This is a genomic window from Micromonospora sp. HM134 (assembly GCF_007833915.1).
Classification (GTDB): Bacteria; Actinomycetota; Actinomycetes; order Mycobacteriales; family Micromonosporaceae; genus Micromonospora; species Micromonospora wenchangensis.
This window is the reverse complement of sequence record NZ_CP041061.1, coordinates 6,029,641-6,045,425: the sequence shown is the minus strand read 5'-3', so window position 1 is coordinate 6,045,425 and position 15,785 is coordinate 6,029,641. Positions and strand designations below refer to the sequence as shown.

Here is a 15,785-nt window from a genome sequence, read left to right as displayed (position 1 = left end):
GCACCGACCCTGCGGTGGTCGACGTCACGCTCTCATTCCGCTACCGATCGATGCCGTTCGGGGTGAGGATCGACGGGTAACCGCGCCGGGTCCGCCGGCGTGCCTGACGTCACGAAGGGATTCCACCGTGACCGAACGTGTCGCCGTCGACATGTGGTTCGACCCGCTGTGCCCGTGGGCCTGGATCACCTCCCGTTGGCTCCTGGAGGTCGAGCAGGTCCGGGAGGTGGACATCAGCTACCACGTGATGAGTCTCTCCGTCCTCAACGAGGGCCGGGAGCTGCCCGAGCAGTACCAGGAGATGATGAAGCTGGGCTGGGGGCCGGTACGGGTCTGCATCGCCGTGGAGCAGGCGCACGGGGGCGCCACGCTGGCGAAGCTCTACACCGCCATGGGCACCCGTATCCACCTCGGCAAGGAGTCGCTGGGCCGGGAGATGATCACCGCGGCGCTGGCCGACGTCGGGCTGGACCCGTCGTTCGCCGACGCCGCCGAATCCACCGAGTACGACGAGGCGCTGCGGGCCAGCCACGAGGCCGGGATGCGGCCGGTCGGCACCGACGTCGGCACCCCGGTGGTGCACGCCCCCGGCCCGGACGGCGAGAAGATCGCCTTCTTCGGCCCGGTCATCACCCCGTCGCCCAAGGGCGAGGCCGCCGGCCGGCTCTGGGACGGCGTCCTGCTGGTCGCCGGCACCCCCGGCTTCTACGAGCTGAAGCGGTCCCGCGAGCTGGGCCCGATCTTCGACTGATCCCGGCACCGGCGGGGCCCGGCCCGATCGGGCCCCGCCGGGAACGGTTCATCTGGTGGACCCGGCTCGGGGTCGGCGTCGTGCGCAGGGCCGTCGCCGGTAGCGTCAACCCCCATGACGGTCGTGCATCCGATCGCCCGGGCCTGGATCACCACTGGCGGCACCGGCGCGCAGAACTACGACGAGTTCGCCGACGACGCGGAGATCACCGCGATCATCGAGGCGAACCCGCACAGTGCCCTCGGCATCGAGATGCCCCACCGGGCGCCGGAGAGCCTGGGGAAGTCCTTCTCCGACGCGCTCGGCGACGCGGTGGCCCGGCTCACCGAGGCCAAGGCCGACGGCAGCTACACCCCCGCCGAGCAGGTGGTGGTCCTCTACCGGATCAGCGCGCCGGGCGAGGAGTCGGCGTACGGGCTGTTCGCCATGGTCGACACCGACCAGATCTCCACCAGCGCCGACGAGCCCGGCCTGGTGATCCGCAACGAGGACGTCTTCATCGCCAAGGTGCGGGAACGGGTCGCCCTGGCCGAGGCGCTCGGTCACCTGCTCTCACCCGTACTCCTGCTCCAGACCGGGCGCGGGGACGAGCTGCACGCCGCCCTCGCCACGGCGACCGACGCGGCGGGCGCGCCGGCCGCCACCGACACCGACCAGGCCGGCCGCACGCACGCCATCTGGCTGCTCGGCCCCGGCCCCGAGCAGGACGCGCTGACCGCGCTGGCCGGCGGCGGCGAACTGGTGGTCGCCGACGGCAACCACCGCAGCCTGGCCGCGCAGACCGGCGGCTTCCCGCGCTTCCTCGCGGTGGTCACCACCCCGGCGTCGGTCGCCATCCAGCCCTACAACCGGCTGGTCAGCGAGCTGCCCTGCACCCCCGACGAGCTGCTCGACCGGCTGCGCGCCGCCGGCGCGCGGATCAGCCCGGTCGACGGCCCGGTCGAGGTCCCGGCGGCCGGCGGCACCGTGCACCTCCGGCTCGCCGGCCAGGGGTACGCGGTGACCCTGCCGCACGACGCGGACGCCGCCCGGCTGGAGAACCTCGACCACGCCCTGGTGGAGCGGCTGCTGCTGCGCGACGCGCTCGGCCTCGACCCGGGCGACAAGCGGATCACCTACGTCGGCGGCGACTACCCGGCGAGCTGGCTCACCGGTGAGGTCGACGCCGGCCGGGCGGAGCTCGCCGTCCTGATCGCCCCGGTGACCGTGGACGACTTCGTCGCGGTGAACCTGGCCCGGGAGAAGATGCCCCGCAAGAGCACCTGGTTCACCCCGAAGGCACGCGGCGGCCTGGTCGTCGCCGAGCTGCCCCGCTGAAATCCTGTGACGAATCCGCCCCGGCACGCCGCCCCCACGGCGGGCCGGGGCGCGGCCCTGACAGACTGCCCGGTATGCGCGTCTACCTGGGATCCGATCACGCCGGTTTCGAGTTGAAGGTGCACCTGGCCAACCACCTGGCCAAGCAGGGCTACGAGCTGGTCGACGTGGGCCCGCACGCCTTCGACCCCGACGACGACTACCCGACCTTCTGCCTGCATACCGGCGACCGGGTGGTGGCCGACCCGGGCAGCCTGGGCGTGGTCATCGGCGGCTCCGGCAACGGCGAGCAGATCGCCGCCAACAAGGTCGCCGGCGTCCGGGCGGCGCTGGCCTGGAGCATCGAGACCGCCCAGCTCGGCCGGCAACACAACGACGCCAACGTGGTGGCCGTCGGCGCCCGCCAGCACACCCTCGACGAGGCCGCCGCCATCGTCGAGGCGTTCCTCACCACCCCGTTCTCGGGCAACGAGCGGCACGCCCGCCGGATCGCCCAGGTGGCCGAGTACGAGCGCACCCGCGAGCTGCCCGAGCTGCCCGCCCCCGCCGACCTGTCCTGACCGCCGCCCGCCCGGGCCGGTCACCGGCCGGCCCGGTCAGCGGCCCGAGCGGGGCAGGTCCTCCCGAGGAACCCAGTTCCGCCGGATGATCACCAGGCGTTCCTCGGCCTCGGCCAGGTCCTGCTCGGTGGGGCGGGCCGCGTCCCGGGCCCGTAGCGCGGCCCGCACGCTGACCTGCGACGAGCCCGAGCCGACCAGCCCGCGCAGGCCCCGCTCGCCGTCCTCGCCGCCCGGGGCCCGCCGGGCCCGTGGCGGTGGGGCCCCGTCGTGCACCTCGGCGGTGGCCGCCGTCGGCGGCTCACCGCCCCCGTCCGCCGGCTCCGGCTGGTGCCGTAGCCGGCGTCGCCGCCGCTCCGCATCGACCATCTCCCGACCGTACCGTCCGGCGGTGCCCGTCGGGCCGGGCCGGGCGCGGCAGTTTGTCCGCTCGCTACCCTCGAAGACGGTGGACCGGTCGACGGCCGGCACCGGTCATGGGGAGGAAACAAGATGGCAGACCAGACACAGCCGTGGGCCGAGCGGACCGTCGAGGTGCCGCCCCAGCCCGGTGTCGGGGTGCCGCCGCAGCGGGAACCGTTCCGCCGGGGCGTCGCCTCGGTGGGGCAGTCCCGGGCTCCGCGCACCGAGCCGTTCCCGGTGGTCGAGCACGACCAGTCCGGCTGGTCCGAGCCCGCCGCGCCGCGCCGGCCGATGAGCTGGCACGTGGAGCAGCTGCGCCGGGGTGGCGAGTGGAGCGCGGCCGGCGCCCTCTTCGCTTTCGTCTGCTGGGGCATCTGGGCCATCTCCGGCCGGGGCGACCTGGGCGCCCCGCTGCTGACCTTCCTGCTCAGCCTGCTGGTGGCGGCCGGCCTGTTCGCGCTGTCCCGGCTGCTGGGCCGGGTGATCCTGGAACGCCAGCTCGGCCGGGTACGCCGCAGCGCCCGGGGCGCGCACCTGGTGACCGGGGTCTTCCTGGCCGGGGTGGGCATCGCCTACCTCCAGCAGACCCAGTGGGTGATGGACGCCTGGAACTTCGTCACCGGCAACTGAGCCACCCGCCGTCCGGTACGGCGGGCGGGCCGGGGGTGACCCGGTCCGCCCGCGTCCGGTCGCGGGGTTGCCCCGCGACACCGGTCGACACTCCTCCAGGCCGGGCGCTGGCATACCCCGCCGCCCCGGCTTCATCCCCGCCCGGCCGGGTGATCCCGCGCGCCGCGCCGGGCCGCCCGGCCGCGATCGTATGACCCCAACAGGATGTTGATGCACATCAATTGACCGATCTAGGCTCCCGCCATCGAACCGGCGCCCCCCACCAGGTGCGCCGCCGAGGGTTGGAGGCCCTGTGAACCGTTGGCGCAGTCTCATCGGCCGGATGGCCGCCACGATGGTGGCGATCACCGCCGGGTCGCTCGTCCTGACCGCCCCGGCCACCGCCGCGCCCACCCCCGACGCGGCCCCGTCCGTCGTCGGCGGCACCCGGGCGGCGCAGGGCGAGTTCCCGTTCATGGTCCGGCTCTCCATGGGCTGCGGCGGGGCGCTCTACAGCCCCCGGTTGGTGCTCACCGCCGCCCACTGCGTGAACCGCACCGGCACGAACACCAGCATCACCGCGACCCTCGGCGCGGTCGACCTCCAGTCGAGCAGCCGCATCCAGGTCAAGTCCAACTACGTCTACCAGGCCCCCGGCTACAACGGCAGCGGCAAGGACTGGGCGCTCATCCGGCTCGCCACCCCGGTCACCTCGCAGGCCACCCTGCCCATCGCCACCACCACCGCGTACGACAACGGCACCTTCACCGTCGCCGGCTGGGGTGCCGCCCGGGAGGGTGGTGCGCAGCAGCGGTACCTGCTCAAGGCCACCGTGCCGTTCGTCAGCGACGCCAGCTGCTCGTCCTCGTACCCCGGCGACCTGATCGCCGCCGAGGAGATCTGCGCCGGCTACGCCAGCGGTGGCACCGACACCTGCCAGGGTGACTCCGGCGGCCCGATGTTCCGCCGCGACGCCGCCAACGCCTGGATCCAGGTCGGCATCGTGAGCTGGGGCGACGGCTGTGCCCGGCCCAACGCCCCCGGCGTCTACACCCAGGTCAGCACGTTCGCCGCGTCGATCGCCTCGGCCGCGGCCAGCCTCGGCGGCTGACCCAACGACCGCCCCCCGGGCCGCTGCGCCACCGACCGCCCCCGTGGCAGCCGGTGGCGCAGTGGTGTCCGGCCACTCAGCCGTCCCCGGCGAACCGGTACAGCACGAAGTCCCGCTCCGCCCCGCAGACGATCACCGACGTGTTCCACGCGCACGACTCGCTGCGGACGCCCTGGAGTTGCCCCATCTCGGTCAGCCCGCCGGACTTCGACACCCCGGCCAGGCTCCGGTCGTCCTCGACGCTGCTCGGCGTCTCGGCGAAGACCAGCAGGTTGCCGGCGTCGACCCGGACCGCCGTGCCCTTGCGGTCGGTCAGCACCGCCTTCCCGGCCGGGTCGAACAGACTCACCGTGGTCTTCGGCGACTCCCGCCGGACGAGCAGGTGCTCACCCACCGGCACCAGGTCGACGCCGCCCGGCGCCGCCCAGCGGCGACTGCCCTTGCCCTCGGTGGCGGCGACCACCTCCGTCCGGTCGGTGTCGGCCTCCGGCACCTCCAGCAGGCAGGCCCGGTGCCCGCCGCAGGCCACCAGCCCGGTGACCCGCCGCTGCTCACCCGCGCTGTAGAGCACCGTCGGCTCGGCGAAGCTGCCCAGGTCGTAACCGAGCAGCTTGTATCCCCGGTCCTCCGCCACCACGTACAACCGGTCCCCGGACGCGACCATCCGGTCGCTGACGTCGGCGACCCCGTCGCGGCGACGCACCACCTTGCCGCTGTCCATGTCGAGCACCCGCACCGACCGGTCGGCCCCCACCTGCACCAGCCGGTCGGCGTCGCCGAGCCAGGGGGCGTCGGACGTGCCGTCGAACCCGGCGGGACCGGCCACGCTCTGCGCGGTGCCCACCCGCAGCACCGTGGTACGGGTGTCGCCGTACTCGCTGCGGGGGTTGTCCAGGGTCCAGTCCTGCCGGCCGTCGCGCAGCCGCAGCCCGACCAGGCGGCTGCCGGCGCGGTCCACCCAGACCAGCTTCTCCCCGGTGACGTGCACCGCGTCGTCGCCGTGCACCGGCAACCGCCACCGTTCCCTACCGTCCCCGGCGTCGAGCACCACCACGTCGCGGGGGGTGCTGTCGCCGGCCGCGTCCGCGACGGCCAGCACCGCCCCCGGCACCGCCCGGACCCCGGCCCACCGTCCGCTGCCGGCCGCGACGGTGGTCCGCCACGCCACCTTCCCGGTGCCGGCGTCGACCGCCACCACGGTCAGCCGGTCGTCGGGAAGCTGGTAGGCCAGGTAGGCGCGGTCACCGAACACGGCGGTGAACATCGCCGTCGGGCGGTCCTCGACGGCGGCGGGCCGGGCCACCTCGGTGAGGGTGTGGAACTCCAACGCCGGGTAGCGGTCCCGGGTGAACCAGAGCGCCGCCGCGCCGAGCACGCCGAGCAGCGCCAACCCCGCACCGAGCCCGACCCACAGCCGGCGACGCCCGCGCCGCACCGGCGTCGCGGGGCCGGCACCGGTCCCCGGCGGCACCGCCCCCGGTGGTACGCCCGGCCAGCCCGCCGGATACCCCTGGGCCGGTACGCCACCCGGCACGGTCCCGCCCGGCGGCATCCCGCCCAGGGTCGGCACTGTCGTTCCGCCTGATCCGGCTACCGGCGTCCCACCAAACGGAGCGCCCGACCCGGCCACCGGCGTCGCGCCCGCTCCCGCCGGCAGGGTGGCGCTCGGTCCCGGCAGGAGGGTGTGGCCGGTGCCGCCGGCCGTCGCTGCGCCCGCCGGCAGGGTGGCCGTGCCGGCGGATGGGCCGGCACCGGACCCGACCGGGGTGGACGCGGCGTCGGGTACCCCCGGCGCGGCATCGTGCGTCGGAGCGGGCGACGGCGGTGCCGGGGCGGGCGACGACGGGGCGGGCGACGACGGGGCGGGCGACGGCACCGGGGCGGGCGCCACCGCGCCGGCCGGCCCGGGACGCCGGCCCGGCCGGGGCAGCGGCAGATCGGTGAGCGCCCCCTCGGCCACCGGCAGCTCGGGCTGCTCCAGCACGGTCGGCGCGACCCCCAGCTCGGCGTGCAGCAGCCGGGCCACCAGCGGCACCCGGGACGAACCCCCGACGAGGAACAGCCCGGCCAGCCGGTCCGGGGTCAGACCCGCCTCGGCGACCACCTCCCGGGTCCGGGCGACCGCCCGGGTCAGCAGGGGAGTGGCGAGCTGCTCCAGCTCCGCGCGGGTGAGCGGGACGGCGGTCTCCAGGCCGGGCACCGCGACCGGGGCCACGGCGACCCGGGACAGCATCTCCTTCGCCCCACGGACGTTGTCCCAGAGCTGCTGCCGGTCCCGCCACTGCCCGGTCGTCTCCGGTCGGGTCAGCCGGGCCCACAGCGCCGCCTGCCCGTCGCCGACCAGCTCACCGACCCGGGCGAGCAGGGCCGCGTCGAGGTCCAGCCCGCCGAGGTCGGCCATCCCGCCGGTGGCGATCACCGTGAAACCCGAGTCGCCCCACGGGTCGGCGCCCTCGTTACGGACGACCGCCACGTCCAGGGTGCCGCCGCCGAAGTCGAACACCGCGACCGACTCACCCACCGGCACCGGCCGCCGCAGCACCTCCGTGTAGTAGCGGGCCGCCGCCACCGGTTCCCGCAGCAGCCGGGTGCCCACCGGCACCGGCCCGGACATGGTGTGCTCGGCGGCCGACGGCCACCCGGCCAGCGCCAACGCGTCGTGCAGCACCTGCCGCCGGGGGGCCTCCCAGGCGGCGGGATAGGTGAGCACCGCCGGGGGCAGGAACCCCACCGTCGCCACCGCCTGCTCGGCGACCGCCCACAGGGTCGCGGCGAGCAGCTCCGCCGGGGCGTACGACCGGTCACCGAGCAGGACCGTCGGCTCGTCCACCCGGCGTTTCGGGTTCGGCTCGTACCGGGTCGGGTCCGCCTGGGCGAGCCGCTGGGCGTCCCGGCCGACGTGCAACCGGCCCTCGGTGTCGGCGTAGACCCCGGAGGGGAGGATCGGCTGCCCGTCGACGAGCAGCGGTCGGGTCCGCCCGTCCGGCCAGCGCAGCACGGCCACCGTGTTGGACGTGCCCAGGTCGACGCCGAGGGCGTATCCGTCCTGCTGGCCTGCCATCCGTCGCTACCTCCACCGGACGAGGGGATGCCCGGTCCCGCATGGTACGCAGCCCCCGCCGCCCCGGGCCGGTCCGGCCGCTCAGCCCTCGCTCCGGCGCCCCCGGGCCCGCCGCAGCCCCGGGCCCGCCGCAGCCCCGGGGCCGGCCGGCCCGGCCCCGGTCCGGCGGCCGTCAGCCCCGGTGGCCCGGCTCGGGCGGGGGAACCCGGTCGACGTAGGTGCCGGACGGCCCCGAATAGCGCCTGCCGTCCCGGTACGGCGAGGCGTTGGCGGTGCACCCGTGCAGGCCCAACGTCTGCTGCTGCATCACCGGTGCCGGCCGGCCCCGCCCCGGGCACCGCTCGTGGCCGTGGCCGAGCCGGTGCCCGACCTCGTGGTTGACCACGTACCGCCGGTAGACGGCCAGGTCCGCGCCGTACCCCGGAACGCCCTTCACCCAACGGGCCACGTTGATCACCACCCGGTCGCCGTTGCGGCACGAGGTGTAGCCGTCCGCCGCGTCCCCGCACAGTTCGTCACGGGTGCCCGGGGTGGCCAGGTGGACGGTGAAGTCGGCCGGCCCGCCGGGACCGACCCGCCACAGCCGCAGCGTCCCGCCCGTGGTCCACCCCTGCGGGGCGGTCAACGTCGCGCTGACCTCGGCCGCGAACTCCGCCACCGGCAGCCCCCGGATGTCACGTTCCACCGCCACCCGGTACCGCAGCAACCGGCCGGGGCCCTGCGGGGCCGCCTGTTCACCGGGCGCCACCTGCCAGCGGTTGGCCCCGTCCCTCGGGTAGCTGACCGGGGCGGGCCCGGACCGGCCGGGCGTCACCGCGGCCGATCCGCCGCCCGGTCGGACGGACCCGGCCGGCCGTCCCGGCTCGCCCAACCGGTCGGGCACCGCCGCCGAACTGGCCGGGGAGGGTGACGTCGTCGCAGGTCGCCCCGCCGCCGGCAGCCCGCAGCCGGTCAGCCAGGCCGCCGTCAGCAGCGCCGTCACCGACCGTGCACGCGGGCCGCCGCCACGGCGGGGGCTACCCTTCGTCGCCATGGTGCCTCCTCCGCCCGCCGCCGGGCGGCGTCGGGCAGCGGGAAGGACGGGCGGCCCGCCGGAACAGTTGATCCCATCCGGACTCAACCTTTCGGTGCCCCCGCCCGTCCTGTCCGGCGTGGCAAACGGGAAGAGTGGGCATGGCCCGGGGTGACGCCGAGTTCGTCGAGTTCGCCCGGTCCGCCTCCGGGCGGCTCCGACACGCCGCGTTCCTGATGACCGGCAACCACCACCAGGCCGAGGACGCCGCGCAGACCGCCCTGGTCCGCACGTACGCGTCCTGGTCCCGGGTCCGCGACGAGGACGCCTACGGGTACGCCCGCACGGTGCTGGTCAACCACCTCGTCGACGGGTGGCGGCGGCCGATCCGGGAGTACCCCACCGACGACTTGCCCGAGCAGCGGCGCGGCGACGTCGCCGACGACGTGGCCACCCGCCGCTGGCTGCTCGACATCCTCGGCGCGCTCAGTGCCCGCGAGCGCGCCATCGTCGTGCTCCGCTACTACTTCGACCTACCGGAGGCGCAGGTGGCCCGCGAACTGGGGGTATCGCTCGGCACGGTGAAGAGCACCGGTTCCCGGGCGTTGCAGAAGCTGCGGGCCACCGGGACCCCGGCGACCCAGGGGACCGGCCGATGACCGAGCTGGAGCAGTTCCGCCGGGCGATGCGGGCGACCGAACGGCCGTACCACGAGGATTTCGACCTGACCGTGATCATGCGCGACGGCCGGCGGCTGCGCCGACGCCGCCGGCTCGTCGGCGCGGGCGCGACGGCGCTGGTCGCCGTGCTGGTGGCCGGTGGTGTCGGGCTCGGCGTGCGGTGGGCCCGGCCGCCGGCGCCGGACCGCCCACCCGCCCGCGCCGCCACCGTGCCCAGCGCGACGCCCCCGGCGACGTCGCCGCCGACCCCCGGACCGACCCGGTGGAAGCCCCCCGGGAGCCGATCGGCGAGGTGGTCGGCACCGGTATCTGGTACGGCGTCGACCAGCGGGTGTACTACCTGGTGGCGGTCGACGTGCCCGAGGGGCCCAGGGTGCGGGTCGGGTTGATGGCCGGCCGCCGCAGCCCCGCCGGCGAGTTGACCAACGACATCGTCATCAACGACGTGCAGGGCAGCGACCGGCGACCGGGCTTCCACGAGATCGGGTACGACGACACGACCCCCTCGGACGCCCGGCCGCCGGTGCCGACCTTCGGGTACTTCGTCGGGCCGGCGGCCCGGATCGTCGGCACCGTCGGGGGCCGGCAGGTCGACGCCCGGCTGGCCCGCTGGAGCACCGACCCGGAACTGGTGGTCTTCTGGTTCGACCCGGTCGACCTCACCCCCGGCGTACGACTCGACGGCATCGTCGCCCGCGACCGGTCCGGCCGCCTGCTCTGACCCGGCGAGCCCCGCTGCCCCTTCATAGGGTGGTTGTATCGTGCCGGGCGTGACGCGCTCCGACTGGCCGGACATCCGTGGACGGCTCGCGCGACTGGCCGCGACGCCCGCCGCCGGCACCGTGTTCGGTGCCGGCGACCACGGGTGGGAGCTCGGACCACCACTGACCGCCGCCGAGGTGACCGAGGTGGAGGAGCAGCTACGGGTGGAGCTGCCCGCCGAGTACCGGTCGTTCCTGCGGGAGGCGGGTCGGGGCGGTGCGGGACCGGCCTACGGGCTGTTCCCGGTGCGTCGGCACGACGGACGCTGGCGGTGGGAGGGCGACGGGGCCGACCTCACCACGCTGGCGGCGCTCGGGCGTCCCTTCGCCCACGTCGAGGCGTTCAACCCGGCCGACGGCCTACCCGCCGAACCCGACGAGGACGACTACGACTCGCCGGAGGCGTTCACCGCCGCGCAGGACGCCTACCGGGAGCGGTACGAGGAGGTCGTCTACACGCCGGAGAACTCGGTAGGCCTGCTCTACCTGTGCCACCTCGGCTGCGCGTTGCGGGAGGCACTCGTCGTCAGCGGTCCCGCCCGGGGGCAGATGTGGGCGGACGACATCGCCGAGGGCGGTGGCTTCCGGCCGCTGTACGACGACGACGGGACACCACTCGGTTTTGCCCGCTGGTACCGGCGCTGGCTGGAGGCAGCCGAGCGTGAGGTGGCAGCGGACTAGCTGCCTGAGGTGGGACGGGGAAGGACGGGACCGACCCGTGACCTGGGTCGGGAGGGTGTGGAGCGGGCGACGGGAATCGAACCCGCACCGTCAGTTTGGAAGATCGTTCTCGGCTGTCATGATCCGTCCGGATCGCCTGGTCAGCGGCCGGGTCGTGGTGCCCGATCATGACCGTTGGGGACCGTCTGGGACACCGGTTACTGGCACGTGGCTGGCACGGCTGCGCGGTGGGCGCGCGGCTGTCCGGCGGCGTACGGCTTACCGCCCCCGGCCTCTCGGGCCGGGGGCGGCTTGCCGTGTCGTCGGCTCTCCGCGCGCCTGGACCCCGGTACCCGGTGGCAAGCCGCGAAGCGGCGCGGCAGCCGATCGCCCCAGCCTCTGCGGTGGTTGACCGTCCCGCGATCGTCACGACCGCAAGTCGCTGGTCAGTCGCCATGCGGACAGTTTCTATGCCCGGCCTCCGGTACGGTCCCGCAGTGGACCTTCGATCCCGGCGAGCTGACACCAGACGAGTAGTAGGCACCTCTGCGTTGCTCACAGGCTTGCTGATCTCCGCGCTTACTGTGGCAAGCGACTCAGGGAGGGCGGAGTTGCATGTCCTCGCTGGCCTTCTTGTGCTTGTTGGCGTTGGACTGCGCATAGAGGCTGCGATCATTGCTCCCCAGGCGTAGCACGAGCCATGGTTGGCCGCGTGCGGCCGATGCCGGCCGGAGGCCGCCAGCAGGCCAGTGCGCGGCCAACGCGCCGCGCTTGCGCGGTGCCTTGATCCTAAAGAGATCGTCTCGGCAGTTGCTGGCTTACGCGGAGGTCAGAGCGATTATCACCCACATGGATCAACAAGCTAGAGCAGCCTCAGGAAGGTAGTGGTCTGACTAGCCGCCAGTGAAGGGCTATGCAGACCTCCAACCATACGCAACAATGCAAGGCCTGGAGTAACCGAGGGGAGTTGCTGCGTGACTGCACGCGACGCGTTGTGGAGAACTCCCTCGCCGGAGGACGCCGGGGCGCACACGGCAGACCTCTTTGACTGGCAAGCCGCTGTAGCCGCTGCTGACAGCTTTGCAGTCGCGGTTATGTATCTTCACGATGAGGGGAACGATGCTCTCACGAAGGCGATCCTGTGCGAGCATCACGAGGACTATGCCGTTGTAGACGGCGATAGGGTTCAGCTCGTTTCCGTGAAGCACCGAGGGTTGAGCCGCGGAGCATACACTTGGTCGGCCTTGGCAGATGAGGGAGGGCTGGCCCACCTATACGCACGGTGGAAGGGGTTGGGGCGCGATATCGGATGTCGACTGCTCACGAACTCCGAGCTAAAGAGTGGCGACGACGCGTCGGAACTCCGAGCCATATGTCAGAAGTTGCAGGATGGTGGCAGTGGCGACGACTGTGATCGTATAGTTCGGGCATTTTCGGTCGAGCTCCTTCGTATTCCCGAAAAGGCTGAGATTCCGAAAAATTGGCGCGCCCCGGAAGGTGCCACGAAAGCGCAGATAATTCCGGACCAAGAACTTTTGGATGATGTTTCCAACTTTCTGTCGGCTCTCATTTTTGATACGAGCCGCCCGCAGCCGGACGATATCGAAGCATCGGCTCCTCAAAAGTACGTTGAACCGTTGCTCGATCAGCTTGGCCTTCATGCGGGGGCAGCCAGGGCGGCATGGAATGCGGTTCTCGGCATCTTCCGCCAAAGGATGAGAGGCAGGGGGAAGCTCCCCCTGCAAGAGCTAGCTGGCTTGATCGGCCACATACGAGGTGAGACGAGTAAGCAGCGACTCGACAGAACACTTCGCAGGCGGGTGGTTACTGCCCAGGATGTAATCCTCGCCGTCCGGAGCGCAGCCGCTAGCCCAGGCGCCTATGCAACTCCTAACCTGAAGATTGCTGCAACACGCCTTGCTGCAAAATTGGACGATGGTGGATGCACCGAGACTACTATGCTTGGGGCCGAAACATTCGCGGAGCGGTGGCGGCGAGAGCGCCACAAGCATGCAGATGTTCCGGGGATGGCACAGCAGTTTTTCGACGCAGAGGAACGTTTGCGGTATCTTGCGAGTAAGGTAGCCGAAGAGGCTGCCGAGGAGGCCAATGGTGCCAAGTACGGCTCCAAGATGTGGCGCAAGTTCGACACCGTTGATCTAGTCGGTGCTCTAGGTGCGCTTCCGGTACCACGCGAACCGTTGGTAGCCCTCGGAGGTATCTGCGATCTGGCGAGCAGATGTCAGGTGTGGTTCGGACCCCTTTTTGATGTAGATGCTAGGCAAGCGCAAATGCGCCAGCGGCTCGGCGGCCAGCCCGGAAATTCCACCCAGGGGGTTGCCGCATGACTGCTAATGTTTCGCGGCGAGCCGGCCAGCTTGCTGATATGGCATACCACCAAGCCAGAGTCCTGCTTCTGGTTGAAGCAGTATGTCGAACCCCAGGCGCAGGACGGAAGCTTGACGGCCTGACCAAACTTGCAAAGCTCGATTTTCTCGTCCGGTATCCAACGCTTGCGACTAGAGTTGTTGAGGACCTAGAGGGTGATGGTCGAATTAACCCATCGGAAGATGATCGGCGTGAAACCGAAGCGCCAATGATCCGTTACAAGTATGGGCCATGGGATAATCGATATTACCCTGTAATCGGTGCCCTTGTTGGTAAAGGTCTCTTGGCGTACACCCGTGGCGGAAAGGGAACTGTAGCTCTACGGCCCACGCCACTAGGCAGGAAGGTTGTACGCGAGCTAGCTACGAGCTTAGCTTGGGGGGAGGTGGCCATGCGGTGCGAGGCTGTGGCTGAGCATGTTGGCGCTTATAACGGGAATAGGCTCAAAGAACTAATTTACGAGAGACTCCCGGAGATCATGGACAGGCCACACCGGGAGGCAATCCGCCCATGAGTACCAACTTCAGAATCGATGGCATAGGCCTGGTAACCGCCGGTGGTGAAGTAGCCTACGACTTCCGTGGTCCGCTGACCATCCTCGACGGCCCGGTAGCTACAGGTAAGAGTACGATGGTCGAGCTAATTAAGCATGGCTTGGGGGGCTCTGCCCGGTTCAGCCCCGTCGTTAAAGACCATGTTACGAGCGTGAGAGTGCGGCTCTCTGCTGGCCGCGAACGGTTCGAATTGTCGCGTTCAACCTTCGGCGGGGCTGGCGTTGTCTACGTCCGTGACCTGAGATCTAGAGAAGACCTGGGTGCGTTTCCAGTTGAGCCGACTCGGGGTCAAGGAGACGAGACCCAAACTGTCGGTAAGCTCTTGCTAACGGCTCTGGGGCTTCCCACTGATGTGCGGGCTTCGGCCCTCAGTTCGAAAGCGACGAGCAAGCCAAGCGTCGTTACATTCAATGACATCTGGTCATCGCTATATGTCGAGCAGCCTGAAATTGATAGGAGTATCGCTCACCATAGCGATACCTATAGAGAGCCTAAGCGTAGAACCGTATTTGAATTGTTCTTTGGAATCACGGATAAAGATCTACTTGCGCTGAAGTCGAGCCTGCAGGACGCGGAGCAGGTGGTCTTGTCCGCAGAATCAGAAGAAGCCACCATCCTCGAATTCCTCAAGAGCGTAGGCGCGGAACCTCGCGACGCCAGTCTGGCTGAGCAGGAAAAAGTGCGCGTTCAGCTTGGGAGGTACCGAGCCCGACTTCAGTCCTTGGCTTCGGAGGCAGATCCTGCGGATCCGCAGACCGACGTCTTGAGGGACCTCTTGCTTACCACGCAGGACAGGGCCGACGACCTCAAGCGGGAGTTGAGTAGTCTGGAGAAGGTGCATGAGGAGCGGCTAGGCCTAGCTGCTGGAATTCGTCAGGATCTGGCACGTCTGAAGCGTGCTCAAGATGCTGGCGCTCGCCTTGCCGACATTGAGTTCGTTATCTGCCCGCGCTGCACTCAGAGCCTTGAGCACCGTTCCATCCCTGACGGGCATTGTAGGTTGTGCCTACAGGCAGATACTGACTATCGCGTCAATGCCAGTGATGAACCGTATGAAGTCATTCAAATGCGTGTCCAGCAGGCCGAGACTGAAGAGTTGATCGCCGCAAGCAGTGGGCGTATTGAGCAACTCCGACATTCGTTGTCTGAGACAGAGGAGCATGCTAAGAAGCTGGCTCTGCTTGTGGACGAGCGCAGCCGTGAGCTCGTTAGCCCACGCCTCCAAGAGTATGCGGATGTGAGCGAAGCTATCGGTATGGCAGAGGAGAGGATTAAAGCCCTTGATGAGCGCTTGCGCTACTGGGACCGGGCTGGGGACATTTCAAGAGTGGTCCAACGGGCAAGGGATGAACGCAACTCATTAAAAGACGAAGTGGTGCGGCGTGAATCGTCGGTTGAGCTCGCAAAGAAAGAAGTTCTTTCGGCGTTGACTGAGGAGTATGCCCGAACTCTCTCCAACTTTGGCGTGCCCGGAGTCAATTCGGTAAGAATTGATGATCGGACCTACTTGCCCTACGTCAATGGTGATCGTTTTGATAAGATTAGCACGGGTGGCCTTCGCACTGCTCTCGTGGTGGCCTACTGGGTTACTCTAATTTCGGTGGCTTTGCGAGACTCCGCGAGCAATATGCCGGCATGCCTAGTTCTCGATAGCCCTCGCAAGTCGATTGGTGCCGGTGAGGCGCTCGCGGCGAACCTGTACAGCCAGCTCGATATCCTTGCCGAAAGCTACAAGGGACGTGTCCAGATTATTGTGGCTGATAACGGCGTCCCGGCAGAGTATGCGAAGCGGTGGCAGCGGCTTAGCTTCTCGTATCAGGAGCCCGTAATTAGGTCGGTAAAGCACCCCGGTCCGGCTGAAGTAGTGACTCTGGATCGATTGACAAGCGACCGGAATGCTGCATGAAGCGCTAATACCGGTG

13 protein-coding genes are annotated in these 15,785 nt (G+C 70.3%); 10 read left to right on the top strand and 3 right to left on the bottom strand.

Going from position 1 to position 15,785, the window contains the following annotated elements:
- Window positions 1–127: 127 nt before the first annotated feature.
- The 3 genes from FJK98_RS26135 to FJK98_RS26125 all read left to right on the top strand — a co-directional run bounded on the left by FJK98_RS26135 (window position 128) and on the right by FJK98_RS26125 (window position 2,628).
- Window positions 128–751: a DsbA family protein gene (locus tag FJK98_RS26135; protein WP_145921344.1), complete on the top strand. Its 624-nt coding sequence runs from the start codon at window positions 128–130 to the stop codon at window positions 749–751.
- Between the two features lie 114 nt (window positions 752–865).
- Window positions 866–2,068, top strand: coding sequence for a DUF1015 family protein (locus FJK98_RS26130; RefSeq protein WP_145921343.1), 1,203 nt, complete (start codon window positions 866–868; stop codon window positions 2,066–2,068).
- A 74-nt stretch (window positions 2,069–2,142) separates the two neighbouring features.
- Window positions 2,143–2,628 carry a ribose-5-phosphate isomerase gene (locus tag FJK98_RS26125; RefSeq protein WP_088647123.1) on the top strand — a complete coding sequence of 162 codons (486 nt, stop codon included), beginning with the start codon at window positions 2,143–2,145 and terminating at the stop codon, window positions 2,626–2,628.
- 36 nt (window positions 2,629–2,664) lie between these two features.
- Here FJK98_RS26125 and FJK98_RS26120 read toward each other — a convergent pair whose 3' ends face one another.
- Window positions 2,665–2,994 carry a hypothetical protein gene (locus tag FJK98_RS26120; protein WP_145921342.1) on the bottom strand — a complete coding sequence of 110 codons (330 nt, stop codon included), beginning with the start codon at window positions 2,992–2,994 and terminating at the stop codon, window positions 2,665–2,667.
- 123 nt (window positions 2,995–3,117) lie between these two features.
- Here FJK98_RS26120 and FJK98_RS26115 point away from each other — a divergent pair, with 123 nt between their 5' ends.
- Both FJK98_RS26115 and FJK98_RS26110 read left to right on the top strand, forming a co-directional pair.
- Window positions 3,118–3,657 carry a hypothetical protein gene (locus FJK98_RS26115; RefSeq protein ID WP_145921341.1) on the top strand — a complete coding sequence of 180 codons (540 nt, stop codon included), beginning with the start codon at window positions 3,118–3,120 and terminating at the stop codon, window positions 3,655–3,657.
- A gap of 292 nt (window positions 3,658–3,949) precedes the next feature.
- On the top strand, window positions 3,950–4,747 hold the full coding sequence (locus FJK98_RS26110; protein ID WP_145921340.1) for a trypsin-like serine protease: 798 nt from the start codon (window positions 3,950–3,952) through the stop codon (window positions 4,745–4,747).
- 76 nt (window positions 4,748–4,823) lie between these two features.
- On the opposite strand, the gene FJK98_RS26105 is transcribed toward FJK98_RS26110, so the two are convergent.
- Both FJK98_RS26105 and FJK98_RS26100 read right to left on the bottom strand, forming a co-directional pair.
- Window positions 4,824–7,808, bottom strand: a complete 2,985-nt coding sequence (locus FJK98_RS26105) for an Hsp70 family protein (RefSeq protein ID WP_145921339.1) — start codon at window positions 7,806–7,808, stop codon at window positions 4,824–4,826.
- 172 nt (window positions 7,809–7,980) lie between these two features.
- The gene (locus FJK98_RS26100) at window positions 7,981–8,841 is read right to left on the bottom strand and encodes a DUF3152 domain-containing protein (protein WP_145921338.1); all 861 of its coding nucleotides are present in this window, start codon (window positions 8,839–8,841) and stop codon (window positions 7,981–7,983) included.
- A 140-nt stretch (window positions 8,842–8,981) separates the two neighbouring features.
- Here FJK98_RS26100 and FJK98_RS26095 point away from each other — a divergent pair, with 140 nt between their 5' ends.
- The 5 genes from FJK98_RS26095 (at window position 8,982) to FJK98_RS26065 (ending at window position 15,769) form a co-directional block, all read left to right on the top strand.
- A complete protein-coding gene (locus FJK98_RS26095) occupies window positions 8,982–9,479 on the top strand; it encodes a SigE family RNA polymerase sigma factor (protein WP_145921337.1) in 498 nt (165 codons plus the stop codon).
- 283 nt (window positions 9,480–9,762) lie between these two features.
- Complete coding sequence (locus tag FJK98_RS34385) at window positions 9,763–10,221, top strand: hypothetical protein (RefSeq protein WP_240762366.1); 459 nt, start codon at window positions 9,763–9,765, stop codon at window positions 10,219–10,221.
- Window positions 10,222–10,270: 49 nt separating this feature from the next.
- A complete protein-coding gene (locus tag FJK98_RS26085; protein ID WP_145921336.1) occupies window positions 10,271–10,942 on the top strand; it encodes an SMI1/KNR4 family protein in 672 nt (223 codons plus the stop codon).
- 953 nt (window positions 10,943–11,895) lie between these two features.
- Window positions 11,896–13,269 (top strand): hypothetical protein, encoded by a 1,374-nt coding sequence (locus FJK98_RS26075; protein ID WP_145921334.1) that lies wholly within the window; start codon window positions 11,896–11,898, stop codon window positions 13,267–13,269.
- A gap of 550 nt (window positions 13,270–13,819) precedes the next feature.
- Window positions 13,820–15,769, top strand: a complete 1,950-nt coding sequence (locus FJK98_RS26065; RefSeq protein WP_145921333.1) for a hypothetical protein — start codon at window positions 13,820–13,822, stop codon at window positions 15,767–15,769.
- Window positions 15,770–15,785: the final 16 nt, after the last annotated feature.

Excerpts from the sequence above, each read along its gene's own strand:
- FJK98_RS26065 (WP_145921333.1), top strand. The coding sequence starts at position 13,820 with ATGAGTACCAACTTCAGAATCGATGGCATAGGCCTGGTAACCGCCGGT.
- FJK98_RS26095 (WP_145921337.1), top strand. The coding sequence starts at position 8,982 with ATGGCCCGGGGTGACGCCGAGTTCGTCGAGTTCGCCCGGTCCGCCTCC.
- FJK98_RS26120 (WP_145921342.1), bottom strand. The coding sequence starts at position 2,994 with ATGGTCGATGCGGAGCGGCGGCGACGCCGGCTACGGCACCAGCCGGAG.
- FJK98_RS26130 (WP_145921343.1), top strand. The coding sequence starts at position 866 with ATGACGGTCGTGCATCCGATCGCCCGGGCCTGGATCACCACTGGCGGC.
- FJK98_RS26105 (WP_145921339.1), bottom strand. The coding sequence starts at position 7,808 with ATGGCAGGCCAGCAGGACGGATACGCCCTCGGCGTCGACCTGGGCACG.
- FJK98_RS26115 (WP_145921341.1), top strand. The coding sequence starts at position 3,118 with ATGGCAGACCAGACACAGCCGTGGGCCGAGCGGACCGTCGAGGTGCCG.
- FJK98_RS26125 (WP_088647123.1), top strand. The coding sequence starts at position 2,143 with ATGCGCGTCTACCTGGGATCCGATCACGCCGGTTTCGAGTTGAAGGTG.
- FJK98_RS26100 (WP_145921338.1), bottom strand. The coding sequence starts at position 8,841 with ATGGCGACGAAGGGTAGCCCCCGCCGTGGCGGCGGCCCGCGTGCACGG.